At 58.0% G+C, this 13,610-nt stretch carries 13 protein-coding genes; 10 read left to right on the top strand and 3 right to left on the bottom strand.

Features of this window, described 5'->3' with window-relative positions; all coding sequences use genetic code 11:
- The first annotated feature begins 70 nt into the window (after window positions 1–70).
- From LKX83_RS00305 to abc-f, 4 genes are all read left to right on the top strand, one after another.
- Complete coding sequence (locus tag LKX83_RS00305) at window positions 71–595, top strand: RNA polymerase sigma factor (protein WP_227879735.1); 525 nt, start codon at window positions 71–73, stop codon at window positions 593–595.
- Complete coding sequence (locus LKX83_RS00300) at window positions 579–1,343, top strand: hypothetical protein (protein ID WP_227879733.1); 765 nt, start codon at window positions 579–581, stop codon at window positions 1,341–1,343. Before LKX83_RS00305 ends, LKX83_RS00300 begins: the two co-directional genes overlap by 17 nt.
- Window positions 1,344–1,537: 194 nt before the next feature.
- A complete protein-coding gene (locus tag LKX83_RS00295) occupies window positions 1,538–3,616 on the top strand; it encodes a choice-of-anchor J domain-containing protein (protein WP_227879732.1) in 2,079 nt (692 codons plus the stop codon).
- A 287-nt stretch (window positions 3,617–3,903) separates the two neighbouring features.
- Window positions 3,904–5,400: a ribosomal protection-like ABC-F family protein gene (gene abc-f / locus LKX83_RS00290; RefSeq protein ID WP_227879731.1), complete on the top strand. Its 1,497-nt coding sequence runs from the start codon at window positions 3,904–3,906 to the stop codon at window positions 5,398–5,400.
- Between the two features lie 29 nt (window positions 5,401–5,429).
- Here abc-f and LKX83_RS00285 read toward each other — a convergent pair whose 3' ends face one another.
- A complete protein-coding gene (locus LKX83_RS00285) occupies window positions 5,430–6,311 on the bottom strand; it encodes an alkaline phosphatase family protein (protein ID WP_227879729.1) in 882 nt (293 codons plus the stop codon).
- A gap of 291 nt (window positions 6,312–6,602) precedes the next feature.
- On the opposite strand from LKX83_RS00285, the gene LKX83_RS00280 reads away from it, so the two are divergent.
- The 3 genes from LKX83_RS00280 to LKX83_RS00270 are packed head-to-tail and all read left to right on the top strand — an operon-like array spanning window position 6,603 to window position 9,224.
- The gene (locus LKX83_RS00280; RefSeq protein WP_227880338.1) at window positions 6,603–7,376 is read left to right on the top strand and encodes a COG4705 family protein; all 774 of its coding nucleotides are present in this window, start codon (window positions 6,603–6,605) and stop codon (window positions 7,374–7,376) included.
- Between the two features lie 14 nt (window positions 7,377–7,390).
- The gene (locus LKX83_RS00275; protein ID WP_227879726.1) at window positions 7,391–8,560 is read left to right on the top strand and encodes an MGDG synthase family glycosyltransferase; all 1,170 of its coding nucleotides are present in this window, start codon (window positions 7,391–7,393) and stop codon (window positions 8,558–8,560) included.
- On the top strand, window positions 8,553–9,224 hold the full coding sequence (locus LKX83_RS00270) for an MFS transporter (protein WP_227879725.1): 672 nt from the start codon (window positions 8,553–8,555) through the stop codon (window positions 9,222–9,224). The genes LKX83_RS00275 and LKX83_RS00270 overlap by 8 nt, the downstream gene beginning before the upstream one ends.
- Window positions 9,225–9,237: 13 nt before the next feature.
- Here the strand turns inward: LKX83_RS00270 and LKX83_RS00265 are convergent, their stop codons facing one another.
- Both LKX83_RS00265 and LKX83_RS00260 read right to left on the bottom strand, forming a co-directional pair.
- Window positions 9,238–10,683 carry a hypothetical protein gene (locus LKX83_RS00265; protein ID WP_227879724.1) on the bottom strand — a complete coding sequence of 482 codons (1,446 nt, stop codon included), beginning with the start codon at window positions 10,681–10,683 and terminating at the stop codon, window positions 9,238–9,240.
- Between the two features lie 11 nt (window positions 10,684–10,694).
- Entirely contained in the window at window positions 10,695–11,270 is a 576-nt protein-coding gene (locus LKX83_RS00260; RefSeq protein WP_227879722.1) for an undecaprenyl-diphosphatase, read from the bottom strand.
- Between the two features lie 225 nt (window positions 11,271–11,495).
- Here LKX83_RS00260 and LKX83_RS00255 point away from each other — a divergent pair, with 225 nt between their 5' ends.
- The 3 genes from LKX83_RS00255 to LKX83_RS00245 all read left to right on the top strand — a co-directional run bounded on the left by LKX83_RS00255 (window position 11,496) and on the right by LKX83_RS00245 (window position 13,606).
- The gene (locus tag LKX83_RS00255) at window positions 11,496–11,882 is read left to right on the top strand and encodes a DoxX family protein (protein ID WP_227879721.1); all 387 of its coding nucleotides are present in this window, start codon (window positions 11,496–11,498) and stop codon (window positions 11,880–11,882) included.
- 160 nt (window positions 11,883–12,042) lie between these two features.
- On the top strand, window positions 12,043–12,366 hold the full coding sequence (locus tag LKX83_RS00250) for a hypothetical protein (RefSeq protein ID WP_227879719.1): 324 nt from the start codon (window positions 12,043–12,045) through the stop codon (window positions 12,364–12,366).
- Window positions 12,367–12,568: 202 nt separating this feature from the next.
- The gene (locus LKX83_RS00245) at window positions 12,569–13,606 is read left to right on the top strand and encodes a Gfo/Idh/MocA family protein (protein WP_227879717.1); all 1,038 of its coding nucleotides are present in this window, start codon (window positions 12,569–12,571) and stop codon (window positions 13,604–13,606) included.
- Window positions 13,607–13,610 lie beyond the last annotated feature (4 nt).

Below are 13,610 nucleotides of genomic sequence, written 5' to 3'. Positions count from 1 at the left end.
CTCCCGGAGTCAACTTTTTGCCAGATAGCCGGGTAATACTGATAGAACCGCAGGAAAGAGGGGATTGGAGTTGGAGATCCGCTGGATCGAACGCATGCTGGAGGGAGACCGCAACGCGTTTCGATCGCTCTATGACGAGTATTTCGACTACGCGATGCGAACCGCCAAGCTGGTGACCCGAAACGAAGAATGGGCGAAGGATGCGGTGCAGGAAACGTTCCTGCGCGTTTATCGCAACTGCTGGCAGTACGACCGAAGCAAGCCGTTCAAGCCCTGGCTCTACGCCATTCTGTTGCGAGAATGCTACCGCATCATGGAGCGGGAGAAAAAGGTGCTGCCGTTCGGAGAGCAGCTCGAACGGATCGGCGTGGAGCCGAAGCTGCCCGACGATTCGGTCGATCTTTACGAAGCGCTGCAGGCAATGGACGACCTGTACCGCATCCCCGTCATTCTCAAATATTTGCACGACTACAGCGAAAAAGAGATCGCGAGTCTGCTCGACGTCAATCTGAACACGCTGAAATCCAGGTTGCTCAAGGGACGGGAGAAGCTCAAGAAAGGATTGGGAGGGAACCGCTATGGAACGGAATCTTAAAGAACGGCTGCTCGAAGAAAGCCGATACGACGACAACGTCAAGGAAGACATCTGGCGCGAGCTGGAAGCCCGCCTGGATCTGGAACCCGTCGCGCCCGCCGGCCTGCCGAAAAGAAACCGAAAGCAAAGGAGATCGACGAAAATGAGAACCGTTCGGATCACCGCCACCGTCGCGGCCGCCGCGCTGCTGGCGATCGGCGTCTTCCTGGCCATGCCGGCCGGCACCGCCTTCATGAAGGACGCGAAAAACTGGTTTGCCCCGCAGAAAAAAGTCGAGGTGGAGGTCGAAGGGGAGAAAGAGCAAACCGATCAACAGCTTCATCAAAACGAAGAAAGCCGGTACGTCATCTACTACGACAAAGAGCGTTACAAGCTCGTGCAGCAGGACGGCAAAGACGTCGTCACGACGAAGGAGCCGCTGCCCGCACAGTATCCGGAGGTGTCGCTCACGATCGAGCAGAACAAGGACGTCTCGCCGGAGGAGCTGATCAAGCGGCTGAGCGAATCGCTGGCCGGCCAATATGCCCAAGTCGGCGAAGTAGAGAAGGTGACCGAGCCGTTCGAGGGCTATCGCGTGCGCGCCTCGGACGGGAAAAAGTGGGACAGCAAAGTTATCGTCCTCTATACGACGGCCAACGGCAAGCAAGGCAGCTTCGCCTTGACGGAGAAATACTTCCTCGAAGCGTCCGAAGGCCATGGCGCCCGGTTCGAGCAGATGCTGAAGCAATTCCGGGTACTGGACGAATAGGCGGCGGGGCAGACCGGCGTGCGGCACCCGTTCCATTCGACGCCGTTTGACAAGCAATGGGACAATATGACGATCCGTCCCATGCGCCAGAGCACGCGAGACCAGTAGAGCAGGCACTTCCCATCTCCTTCCCGCCTGATATGATGTGAATACCGCGAAGGCGGTATTCACATTTGATGGAGGAGGAATGGATCATGAAGCGTATGTCTTTTCGCATGTGGCCAGCGCTCGCGCTTGTCGGCACGTTGCTTGTCCCCCCGGTCGTCTCGGCTAAAGCCGAGGGCTATAACGCCAATCCGACCGTTCTGGACATCGGTCCGAAGCTGCGGGAAGAAACGCTAGCCGAGGCACAGGCCGCTCACCATCTCGATTTGTCCGCCGGTGCGGGGGCATCCGCGACTGCCGCCGACGCGCCGGCCAGCTTGAGCGCATCGGACGTGGGACTGGTGAAAAAGTGGCTGACGCACAACGACTACACCGGTCAATACGGCCTGACGGACTTCACGCTCAAAGCCGTCGGCACCTACGGCGAAGTGTGGGTGGCGAACGACCTGAGCTACCCGGCCGGCGATCCGCGCAACGCGTTGACCTCCGTCACGGACGAGCAGGTCCGGTATTTGCTCAGCGAGTTCGACAACCGCATCTATCCGCGAGAGACGGCCTTCTTCGCGCCGCCGGCCGAACGCAAGGGCGAAGACGGCTATAACGGCTGGTATAGGGACGACAGCGGCCGTACGGTTATCCTGATCGACAATATCAAGGACCAAAGCTATTACGACGCCAATTATCCGAGCTATATCGCCGGATACTTCTCTCCGACGATCAGCGATTTCGCCGACCGAAACGTCATGACGATCGACAGCTACGACTGGCTGAATCGAACGGGCCCCAAAGCAGACAAGCCATACCTCTACGAAGGCGTATTCGCGCACGAATTCCAACATTTGCTTCATCGCGATACCGATGCGGGAGAAGATACGTTTATCAACGAAGGCTTGTCCGACTTCGCCCAGTTTCTCGTCGGCTACGGCCATTCGCAAAGCCACGTGGACTTTTTCATGAATCATCTTCGCAACTCGCTGACGCTATGGGGCGATCAGTCCGATTTGCAAATTTTGGGCGATTACGGCAACGCCTATTTGTTCCAGCTGTATCTGTACGATCACTTCGGGGAAAGCTTTATCCGCAGCTTGTTCCTGAATCCCAAGCATGGCATTGACGGCATGAACGATACGCTGGCGAAGGCGAACGTTCATCAGACATTCGACCAGGTTTACGCGAATTACATGACGGCCGTCATGCTGGACGGCAAATACGAGGGAGACAACGACACGTATCGTTTCTCCTCCATCGACTTGTCGCCCAACGTGGGCGCCTCCATGCTGCCCGACAACCTGACGCCGGCCTGGGGAACGGACTTCAAGACGATTGTGCCCGACAAGAAAATCGACCACCTCTTTTTCAAGGGGATCGATTTTCTGGGCACGCAATGGACGACCGCCCAAGATCCCGAGCGCGGCAACGTGCTGTGGGGCAACAAAGGCGATCTCGCCGACAACTTTTTGGTCAAGGAACTGGATCTGACCGGACAGACGGCTCCCCAGCTCAGCTTCGACACCTCTTATGAAATCGAAGAGCAGTGGGACTTCGGCGCCGTCCAAGTATCCGCGGACCAAGGGAAGACCTGGGCATCGCTCGCCAATGCCGATACCCGCAGCGATCTCGTCGAAGGGGGCCATCCGACCATTGCGGCCAACCTGCCGGGCTTTACCGGAAGCTCGAACGGCTGGAAGACGGAGACGTTCGATCTGAGCGCCTACGCCGGCCAAAAGGTGCTGATCGGCTTCCGGTACATGACCGATTGGGGGTATAACGAATCCGGGTGGTACTTGTCCAACCTGCGGTTGAACGACGACGTGATCGACCCGATGACGAGCACCGACGCCTTCCAAAGCCTCGAGCAGTCGACCGGGCAGTACGTCGACTATCAGATCCAGTTCATCGGCTTCAAAAAGGGCGGCGGCAATAAAAAAGGGGACGAGAAAGCCAAGATCATTCGCCTGCGCAGCCCGCTGAACATGTCCGAATCGGATCGGATCGATCTGGCCGATATGATCCATAGCGCCCAGTTCGATAAAGTCGTCATGATGACGACGTTCGCGGCGCCGGCGGGGACGAATAACGCCGTCCAGTACGATTACGATGTCGTCATGAAGAACAGCAAGGATCTTGAAAAGCAGAAGCAGAAAGAGGAGAAGAAGCAAAAAAATTGAGGCTTCGGACCCGCCTCCATTGAAATCGGCTGGCGATTATGGTAACATACCGTTACATTGACGAGAGGAGTGGGCGAAGAGAATGTGATGACTTCTTGCGACGGATCGAACCATGGGACGCGTCTGGCGTTCGATGGCGATTTATGCAAGAAAGTTACCCGTTCTTTTCGCGCCTCCTTATGCCCATTTTCGGCTCTTCGATGAGCCGAATTTCGCCTTACGGGAACGAGCCGCGAGAAAGGTAACTTTCTTGCGGCTATTTTATTTTCCCAAGGGAGGGCATGTCCATGGCCATGATCAAAGTAAGCAACCTGACGTTCGGCTACGAGGGGAGTTACGACAACATCTTCGAAAACGTCAGCTTTCAAATCGATACGGATTGGAAATTGGGCTTTACGGGAAGGAACGGAAGGGGCAAAACGACTTTTCTCCGCCTATTGATGGGACAGTACGAATACGACGGCAGCATTTCCGCTCCCGTCGGCTTCGACTACTTCCCGTTCCCGGTCGAGCATCCCGAATACTTGACGATGGATATCGTCGAATCGGTCGTCCCAGAGGCGCAGCGCTGGGAGATTCTGCGCGAGCTCTCGCTGCTTCAAGTATCGGAAGACGTCCTGTACCGACCGTTCGAGACGCTGTCGAACGGCGAGCAGACGAAGGTGCTGTTGGCCGCTCTGTTTCTGAAGGAAAACCGGTTTCTGCTCATCGACGAACCGACCAACCATTTGGATGTACACGCCCGCGAGCTGGTCAGCGACTATCTCGGAACCAAGCGGGGATTTATCCTCGTGTCGCACGACCGGGCGTTCCTCGACCGTTGCGTCGATCATATTCTGTCGATCAACCGGACCGATATCGAAGTCCGAAAAGGGAATTTCTCCGCCTGGTGGGCGGACAAGGAACGGCAGGACAATTACGAACGGGCGGAAAACGAGAAGCTGCAAAAGGACATCAAGCGGTTGTCCGAGGCAGCCAAACGAACGAGTCATTGGTCGGACGAAGTGGAGAAGACGAAAAACGGAACGCGAAACTCAGGTTCCAAAGTAGACAAGGGCTACATTGGCCACAAGTCCGCGAAAATGATGAAGCGGTCCAAATCGATCGAGCAGCGCCAGCAGTCGGCGATCGCAGACAAATCCAGGCTGCTGCAAAATATCGAAACGGCGGAAAGCTTAAAAATCGCGCAGCTCCCGTACCACAAGCAGCAGTTGGTCGAGCTGGACCGCGTCTCGATCCGCCAAGGGGATCGGACGGTATGCGATGATGTCAGCTTCGCGATCGGGCGAGGGGAGCGGATCGCGATCGCCGGCCCGAACGGCTCCGGCAAATCCAGCCTCCTCAAGCTGATCTGCGGGGAGGACATCGTCCATGGAGGCACGCTGCGTATCGGAAGCCAGCTGCGGATCTCCTATGTGTCGCAGGACACGTCGCATCTGAGCGGCAATCTTTCCGCGTACGCCCGGCAGGAAGGCATCGACGAAAGTTTGTTCAAGGCGATTCTGCGGAAGCTGGATTTTTCCCGCGAGCAGTTCGAAAAGGATATGGCCGCCTTCAGCGGCGGCCAAAAGAAAAAGGTGCTGATCGCAAGAAGTCTGTGCGAGCAGGCTCATCTGCACGTTTGGGACGAACCGTTGAACTTCGTCGACGTCATCTCCCGGATGCAGATCGAAGAGCTGCTGCTCGCGCATGCGCCCACGATGCTGTTCGTCGAGCACGACAGCGTCTTCGTGCAGAAGATCGCGACCCGGATCGTGGAACTGCAGCCGCCGTCGGACGAATAACCGTTCCATGCGCGTCTGATCGCTTCTTCTCACCTTCGGGTCGCGATATCCGACTTCCAAATCGGAAGCGCGCCGGCTTTCTTGGCTTTTCCTAACGGAGTCAAGCCGTACAGGTCCTCGATCGTGCGCAAGACGGCGAAGTGATCGGACCGGTTCTTATAGTCCCCTTTTCGGACCATCGGACCGACAAAGACGGTAGGGATTTGGTTCTTCTCGCTGCGATCGTCTTCATCCCAGGTCAGAATGAGCAGACTGTTGTGCGTTTGGGCCCATTTCACGTAGCCGCCGAGGCGCTGCTTCAGCCAATCGTCCGCTGCCTTGATCGTCCCGTCGTGCATGTCATGATCCATATTCGGGATGACGAACGAGACGGTCGGCAGCTTGTCGTAGTCCTGTGGAAAACGGGCGAGCGGCAGATTGGCGGAAGCAGGGACGTTCGCGAAGTCGACCCAAGGATTGTGCTTGCGCGCGTATTTCGTCTTCAGATCGTACGGTCCCGCGTACCCGGCCCGGGGCAAACCTTCCGAGTAGCCGGCGAACGTCAGTCCCCGCATGGCTAGCTGATGCGCCAGGTTGTCCGAACGGAACGTATGGTTGGGCTTATCGTCCGTAACGCCTTGATTCGAGCCGGAAAAGAGATCCAAGTAATTAGGCTGGCTAGGGTGCCGGGTGGCATAATGGTTGACGAGGTTGGCTCCCTGCGACAACAGTTCATTCATATAAGGAGCGGACGGGTTGCCGGCGATTTTTTTGTACGAATGATTTTCTTCGACGACGACGACGATATGATCGACTTTCGGCAGCGGATGCGAAGCGGCGGTCGCGACCGGGACGGCTTTGCTTTGCCCGGACGAATTTCCGGCCAGCGCCGGCAGCGCGAGCAGGATCGCCAGGAGCAACATTTTTTTCATCGGTTTCCTCCATCTCCCTTGACGGGTATTCACAAACCTTTCCGATCCCCTTCACGATACCTCCTCTTTCTTAAGGAAGGATAAATTTGTCCGGGAACGCCGGCCGATTCGCATGTCGCATGCGGAGCGGCCGGCGTTTTTTTGTGCGGGCGCGAGTCGGGTGTCGGAGACGGACCCAGCGAGTTCATTTTTTGTTAAGAATCTGTTTATAGGCGCTTCATGAATTCGCAGTAAGTTAGGGGAAAGAACGAAATGACGAGATGCGAAGGGGATGACGAAGTGAGCGAACCCATGAACAAGCTTCCGGCGGCGGAGTGGATGAACAAGGTACCGGAGGTGACGCTTTATTTCTGGATCATCAAAATCATGGCAACCACGATCGGCGAGACGGCGGCGGATTACTTGAACTTCCATTTGGGGTGGGGGCTCGCGAACACGACGTGGTTCATGCTCGCGTTGTTTTTGGTCGGCTTAATTGCGCAACTCCGATCGAAAACGTATATCCCGGGGATCTACTGGCTCGTCGTCGTTCTCATTAGCGTCGTCGGGACGCTGATCACCGACAATCTGACCGACAATGTCGGCGTCCCGCTGGAAGCGACGACGATCCTGTTCGCCATCGCGCTCGCCGCCGCCTTTACAATCTGGTACCGTGCGGAGCGGACGCTGTCGATTCATACGATTTATTCCGGCCGGCGAGAATATTTCTACTGGCTCGTGATCTTGATTACGTTCGCGCTCGGGACGTCCGCCGGCGATCTGCTGTCCGAAGGCCTCGACCTCGGGTACGCCTGGTCCGCCGTGCTGTTCACCGCCGCGATCGCGCTCGTCACGTTCGCCTATTTCCGGCTGCGCCTCAACGCGGTGACCGCCTTCTGGATCGCTTACGTCCTGACCCGGCCGTTCGGCGCATCCGTCGGCGACTATTTGACGCAGTCGTGGGATGACGGGGGACTCGGACTCGGGTCCGCGCCGGTCACCATTTTGTTCCTGATTACGATCGTCGGCCTGGTCGCCTATTTGTCCGTTTCCAAAAGAGATCGAATCCACACTCCCGAAACCTAAGGAGGACGCTGGCCATGACATCGGAGACCCGCATTCAGATCGTTTATTCCTCGTTCGGAGACGGCCACCTGCAAGCTGCGCTCGCGGTCAAGCAATCGTTCGCCGAGATGGGCATCGATCGCGTCGACTTGATCGATCTATTCGCAGAAGCCCATCCGCGCCTGAACGCGGCCAGCCGGTACTTCTACCTGAAGAGCGCCGTTCACGCCCCGCGGCTGTACGGGCTGCTGTATCGGCTGACCAATCGCAAGCCGCACGGGGTGTTCGGCCGATTGTTTCATTCCTTCGGGCACAGGCGGCTGCTGGAAAGCTGGAGGGAGGAACGGCCCGATTTGATCATCCACACGTTTCCGCAGTTGGCCGCCGACGAGCTGCGGCGTCGCGTTCCTCACCACATTCCGACCTTTACGATCTTGACCGACTTTACACTGCACAGCCGGTGGATCCATCCGCGCACGACCGGCTACTTCGTCGCGACGGAGGCTCTGAAACGAGAATTGGCGAACGCCGGCGTGCCGGAGCACCGCATTTCCGTCACCGGCATTCCGGTGCGCGACCCGTTCTCGCAGCCGATGAATCGATACGCCTTGTGCCGCGCTTACGGACTCGATCCGGCCCGCCGGCATGTGCTCATCATGGCGGGGGCTTACGGGGTGCAAACCTCCGTCCGCGCGATGATGGAGACGGCGCTGCGCGATACGGAGTGCGATCTGATCGTCGTCTGCGGCAAAAACCGCAGATTGCAACAAGACGTCGACGCCGTCTATCTCGTGGAGGATCGCGTGCATACGCTCGGGTATGCGGACAAAGTGCACGAGCTGATGGCGATCGCCGATTGCATGCTAACGAAGGCGGGGGGGATGACGCTGTCGGAAGCGCTGGCCATGTCTTTGCCTACGATCGTCTACCGGCCACTGCCGGGTCAAGAAAGCGGAAATGCCGAAGCGTTGGCGAAAGAAGGAGCGCTAGGGATCGCGACGACGCTGGACGAATTGTCGCGCGAGCTGCAGATGGCGCTCGATCCGGCGCACGCGGAGCGTATGATGGCGGCGATGGCCGACGTCTACCGCGCCCGCTCGTCGGAACGGATCGCCTTAGAAGCCTTGCGGTTCGACGGGACGGCGAACGCGTCGGCGCCGGCGGTATTCGCCGCGGAAAGGAAGGCCGTCGGCGCCCATGTTTAGCTGGAAGCGAGGAAAGCTGCTGCCCGCGTCCCTAATGCCGATGGCCCTGCTTCTCTTCGCGGCGGAATGGGTCAGAGGAGCTTACTTGCTCTCGTTCCTGCCGGTTTACGGGGTCCGGCACGCGAACGGAGGCGTCGCCCTCGTAGGACTGGCCTTGTCGTCGTTCGCTTCCGAGCGCCTGTCGCTTACCGGCTCGGAGCTGTCGCTCGTCACGGTGCTTGGCGGCGCCTGCGTCGTCCTGCTGCTCGTGCCGATGGGCAAGTGGTACGACGCCGCCAAGAGCCGCTGGTTTCTAATCGGCGGATTCGGATCGTTTGCGGCCGCGTTGGTCGGACTGACGGCCGTCCGATCGCTGGCGGGCGCTTCGGCGCTGGCGGTTGCGATGGGGATCTCCTATGCGATGCTGCTGCCGGCTTGGAACGCGCTGCTGGCTCGTCACGTGCCGGCCGAGTCGCCGGGCATGGGGTGGGGGCTGCTTTCTTCGCTCGAGGGCGTGGGCACGATCGTCGGTCCGCTGATCGGCAGCTGGGTCGTCGCCAGGGGAGGCGTTGCTTCGCCGTTCGTGCTGTGCGCCGTTCTTTACGCGGTGATCGGACTTTCTTATTTGCTCATGCCGGCCGAGTCTTTCGGCGGACGTTCCGCGAGCGATACGAGCAGGGCATAAGGAAGCTAGGCGATCACTTCTCCTGGGAGATTCGGAACACGGCGCCATAACGGCCTCGGTAGACCGGCTCTCCGAATGCGTTCGTCCAGTCCTGCATCAGCTTGTCGGAGACGGTCCGTTGGGCGATCACATAGTCGGGCCGGTCTTCCCGGACAATGGCCGGCAGCCGGTCCGAAAATCCGTACATCGACCGTTCGAATGCCGTCCATCCCCATAGTCCCTTGGTGGCGTCGGTGATGAACGGATCCTGCCTCCCATCGCACAGGATGTCCGCACCGCGGAACATGACATACCCGGACGACCCGTACCGGGCGAGAACCTTCGGCCGGACGCCGGTCTGCACGCCGGCCATCACGTAATTCATCTCGTCGACGGGGTATTGGCGGGCGTTCGTTTGCGGAGGAAAAGCGAAGACGAGCGCGACATTGAGCACGAATCCGACGGCCATTCCCGCGAGCGCGGCGAAGGCGATACGCGGGCCGGGGATATCCGGCATGCGGCGGAGGAGCGGCGCCCGATCCATCGCGGACGCGGCGAAATAGGGGAGAAACAGCCACAAGAACAAGTTTTGCTTGAAGTTGGTCGTCCCCAAATAAGCGATTCCGATCGCCAGGAAGATCCGGAACGCTTTTTTGCGCAGCGAAAACGGGAGCACGTAGGCGAAGAAGACGAGCGCCAACACGATCGGGATATTTTCCCAGTTACCGAAATCGAGGCGCCGCCATTCGTCGATCAGCAAATTGAAATGGTTTTTGGTAACCGTCAGGATGTAAAACAAGCTGCGATAGCCGCCCGGATTCAAAAAGCCGGCGATCGCGGCCGCCGCATAGACTACCGCGTCGCGTCCACGGAACTTCCGTTCCAGCACCGACGCGGCGATTTGCATGCCCGAAAACACCGCGATGACGAGCCACACCCCGGCGTGGACGTTGGCGATCGCCAGCGACAGCAGCGTCATGGCCGCCGCGCAGCGCCACCTTCCCGACATCGCGTAACGTCTCATCCAGACGACGTACCAGACGATGAGAAAAGCGGAAATCATCTGCGGCCGGCTCTTGAAATAGCCGTAGTACACCCAGGCGCCGACAAGCGCGAGAAGGACGTAGCAAAGGACCGGCATGCCGGACAGGCCTATTTCCTGGCGCGATATTTGCATCAGCCTGTACAACCCGACGATGAGCAGGAGGAAGCTGACCGCGGTCAATAGATAAATGCCCGGCCAGCCGAATGCACCGTACAGGAGTGCTTCCGGGATTTGGAATCCGAACTCGTGGGGGACATAGGGCAAGCTGTCACCGTAGAAGGTATGTATCGCATGATGCAGAATCGTTCCGTGCGCGATCATGTAACGCCCGTTCTCGATATGCCAAAACGTGTCGGGATCGTTGTACGAGAGCCAGGGAAACAGAAGCAAAGCGGTGAGCGCGGCCAACCCCGCGCTCACTCGCGTTACGTTCATGCGTCGTCTCCTCATGGCCGCGGCAGAAACTTCAGTTTCGCGGTCAACGAGCGGTACGCCTTGATCAATCCGTCAGGCAGGGCATCCCATCTTCCGTTCGTGCGGGATACGGCATAGCTGACGAGCCAGGAGAGCGCGATCGCTCCCAGGATGTCGCCCGGATAATGAACGCCCACATACACCCGGGCGATGCCCGTTAACAGGGCAAGGCCGAGCAGCGCGGCGCCCAGCTTGCGCCGAACGAAATAAACGCTGAAGGCGAGCGAAAAGGCAAGCGTCGCATGATCGCTCGGGAACGATGCGTCCGGGGCATGGGGGATGAGCTGGTGGATGTCATGAACGACGAACGGACGCGGATGGTTAACCGCAGGCGAGATGACCATCGACCCGATCAGCAGGGCGACCGCCGCAGAAAGTCCCGCATAAAAAACCAATTTTTGATTGGTGGCTTTGCCGGTGAACCAAAGCCCGGCCATGACGAGCAGCTGGATCCACACGATATCCTGCGCGCAAAACGCCATGAGGTCGTCGATGCTGTCGAACCGGCCTGCAAATTGATTCAGAAAATGAAATAAGGTCTCGTTCAACTTCAAAACTCCTTTCCTATGTATTTTACAATATCGTCTCGCTCTTAACGAATTATTAAATCCGCGTTAGCGATTCATGGGCAAAATGGGAGGCGATTAAATATTCCTTTACACGTATATTCCTTATATGGTATATTAAAGGCGCAGCAGAACAAATGAGTTCGTCGGACCGTGCTGGAACGGGTTGGAACGTAATGACATTAAAAGAAAAGGATGTGTTTGTACATGAACAAAATGTCGATTTGGTATTGGGTGTTTACCGGACTGTTGGTGATTTTTATGGGTGTGGGCGCCATTCCCGATATCTTGTACGCGCCGGATGCGGTGGAGCTGTTCCGCCAGTTGGGTTACCCGACGTACTTGTTGCCGTTTCTCGGCTTCGCCAAGCTGCTCGGCCTGGTCGCCATCTTGGTCCCCGGCTTTCCGCGGGTCAAAGAATGGGCGTACGCCGGTCTCGCGTTCGATCTGGCCGGGGCGGCGTACTCTACGTTGATGTCGGGGGATGCCAGCGGCGTGCCCTTTTTCCTGATCGGCTTTGCGGTGATCGCCGGATCGTACGTTTGCTATCACAGAAAGCAGAAAACGGCGGTGGCCGGCGCTGTTCCGGCGTAACCGAGATTCTGGCGAATTTCCTTTAAAAGCTGCGCAAGCATCCATTTGCAAATGTAATATACTTAAACGGGGCCGGGGGGAAGTATTCCCCGGCTTTAGCCTTGAAACTTTAATAATAACCGGTTCGTTAAAACAAAGTGGGAGAGAGGTGAATTCATGTATGAAAATCAATAAATCAATCCCCATTATGCTGCTTATTGCAGTTGCTTTAGGTTTCGCATTGGGGTGGTACTTAAAATCGAATGGTGAACATGAGAAGTGGACTCCGGATCAAATGAATCTTTACTATAATGAAGATCAAAGGCAGGTTACAAAAGTAGAACAGCCGCAATCGTTCGATCAGATTCTCCGTTTAATTGTGTTTGAAAAAGGAAATATGATGTCGGGGGGAAATCCTCCACTGACAGAAGATTCCGACAGTCCGTGGCCGAGCTTCTACGGCAAGCTGAAGGAAGCTGGCGAAGAGAGTACGTCGCCGAGGTGACCAAGCCATTCGAAGCGTTTCTCGCGAAGTCCGGCTTGAAAAAATAGCGGGGAAGGCGGCGGCGTTTGCGCGATTGGCGCGGACGGGCGCCGCCTTGCTGCGCGGAACGCCAAGTTGAGGTAGAATGGAAGAGGCAATCGCCGAAGCGTTTTCAATTCCGGGATTTACCATCCGCAGCATATCAACCAAGGAGAGATGACATTTGACTTTGCGTGTAGGCATTATCGGTACGGGCAACATATTCAGATTCGCGCACCTGCCGGGATGGACTTCCCATCCCGACGTCGAGATCGTCGCGTTCTGCGATGCGAACCGCGCGTCCGCCGAAGCCATGGTCCAGGACTATCCGGGGACGAAGGTGTACGAAGATTACCGCGATCTGCTCGCGGACCCGTCCATCGACATCGTCGGCGTCAGCACGCCGAACCTGTACCACTCCGAGATCGCCATCGCCGCCTTGCGGCAAGGGAAGCACGTGTTCTGCGAGAAACCGGACGCGATCAATCCGGTCGAGGCGCAGAAGATGGCCGACGCCGCTCGCGATGCCGGCAAGCTGCTCATGACGATGCGCAACAACCGGTTCGCAGCTGCGGCGCAGTTCGCCAAGCGGATCATTACGCAGGGCCAGCTCGGCGAGCTGTATACGGGACGCTGCGGATGGATCCGCCGCAAGGGAATTCCCGGACGCGGCGGCTGGTTCACGACGAAGGCGCTGTCCGGCGGCGGACCGCTCATCGATCTCGGCGTGCACATGATCGACATGGCGATGTGGCTGAGCGGCAATCCGAAGCCCGTGACCGTATCGGGCTCGACGTACCGCAAGTTTGCAGATCGTCCGGACGCGTCGGGACGCGTTCCGGAAGGGACGTTTGATGTCGAGGATCTGGCGGCCGGCTTCATCCGCTTCGACAACGGCGCGTCGCTGCAAATCGAGTTCAGCTGGGCATCGCATATCGCGGAGGAGCAGAAGTTCGTGGAATGGCGGGGGACCGAGGGCGGATTCAGTCTGGTGAACGACCGGCTTCGCCTGTTCACGGACAACGGCGGTACGCCGGTCGACCAGCAGCCGCACTTCGGCGGAAACGAGATCCCGCAGCATACGGCGAACATCCACCACTTCATCGCTTGCGTGCAGGGACGCGAAGAGCCGATTCTGACGCCGGAGCACGGCGTCGACATGATCAAAATCCTGAGCGCGATCTACGAGTCGGCAGAGCGCGGCCGCGAAATCGTCCTCTAAAGCC

Origin of the sequence: Cohnella baijiui, assembly GCF_020731285.1 — a bacterium.
GTDB lineage: Bacteria > Bacillota > Bacilli > Paenibacillales > Paenibacillaceae > Cohnella.
The sequence above is the reverse complement of the archived record's forward strand: the minus strand, read 5'-3'. Positions and strand labels throughout refer to the sequence as shown.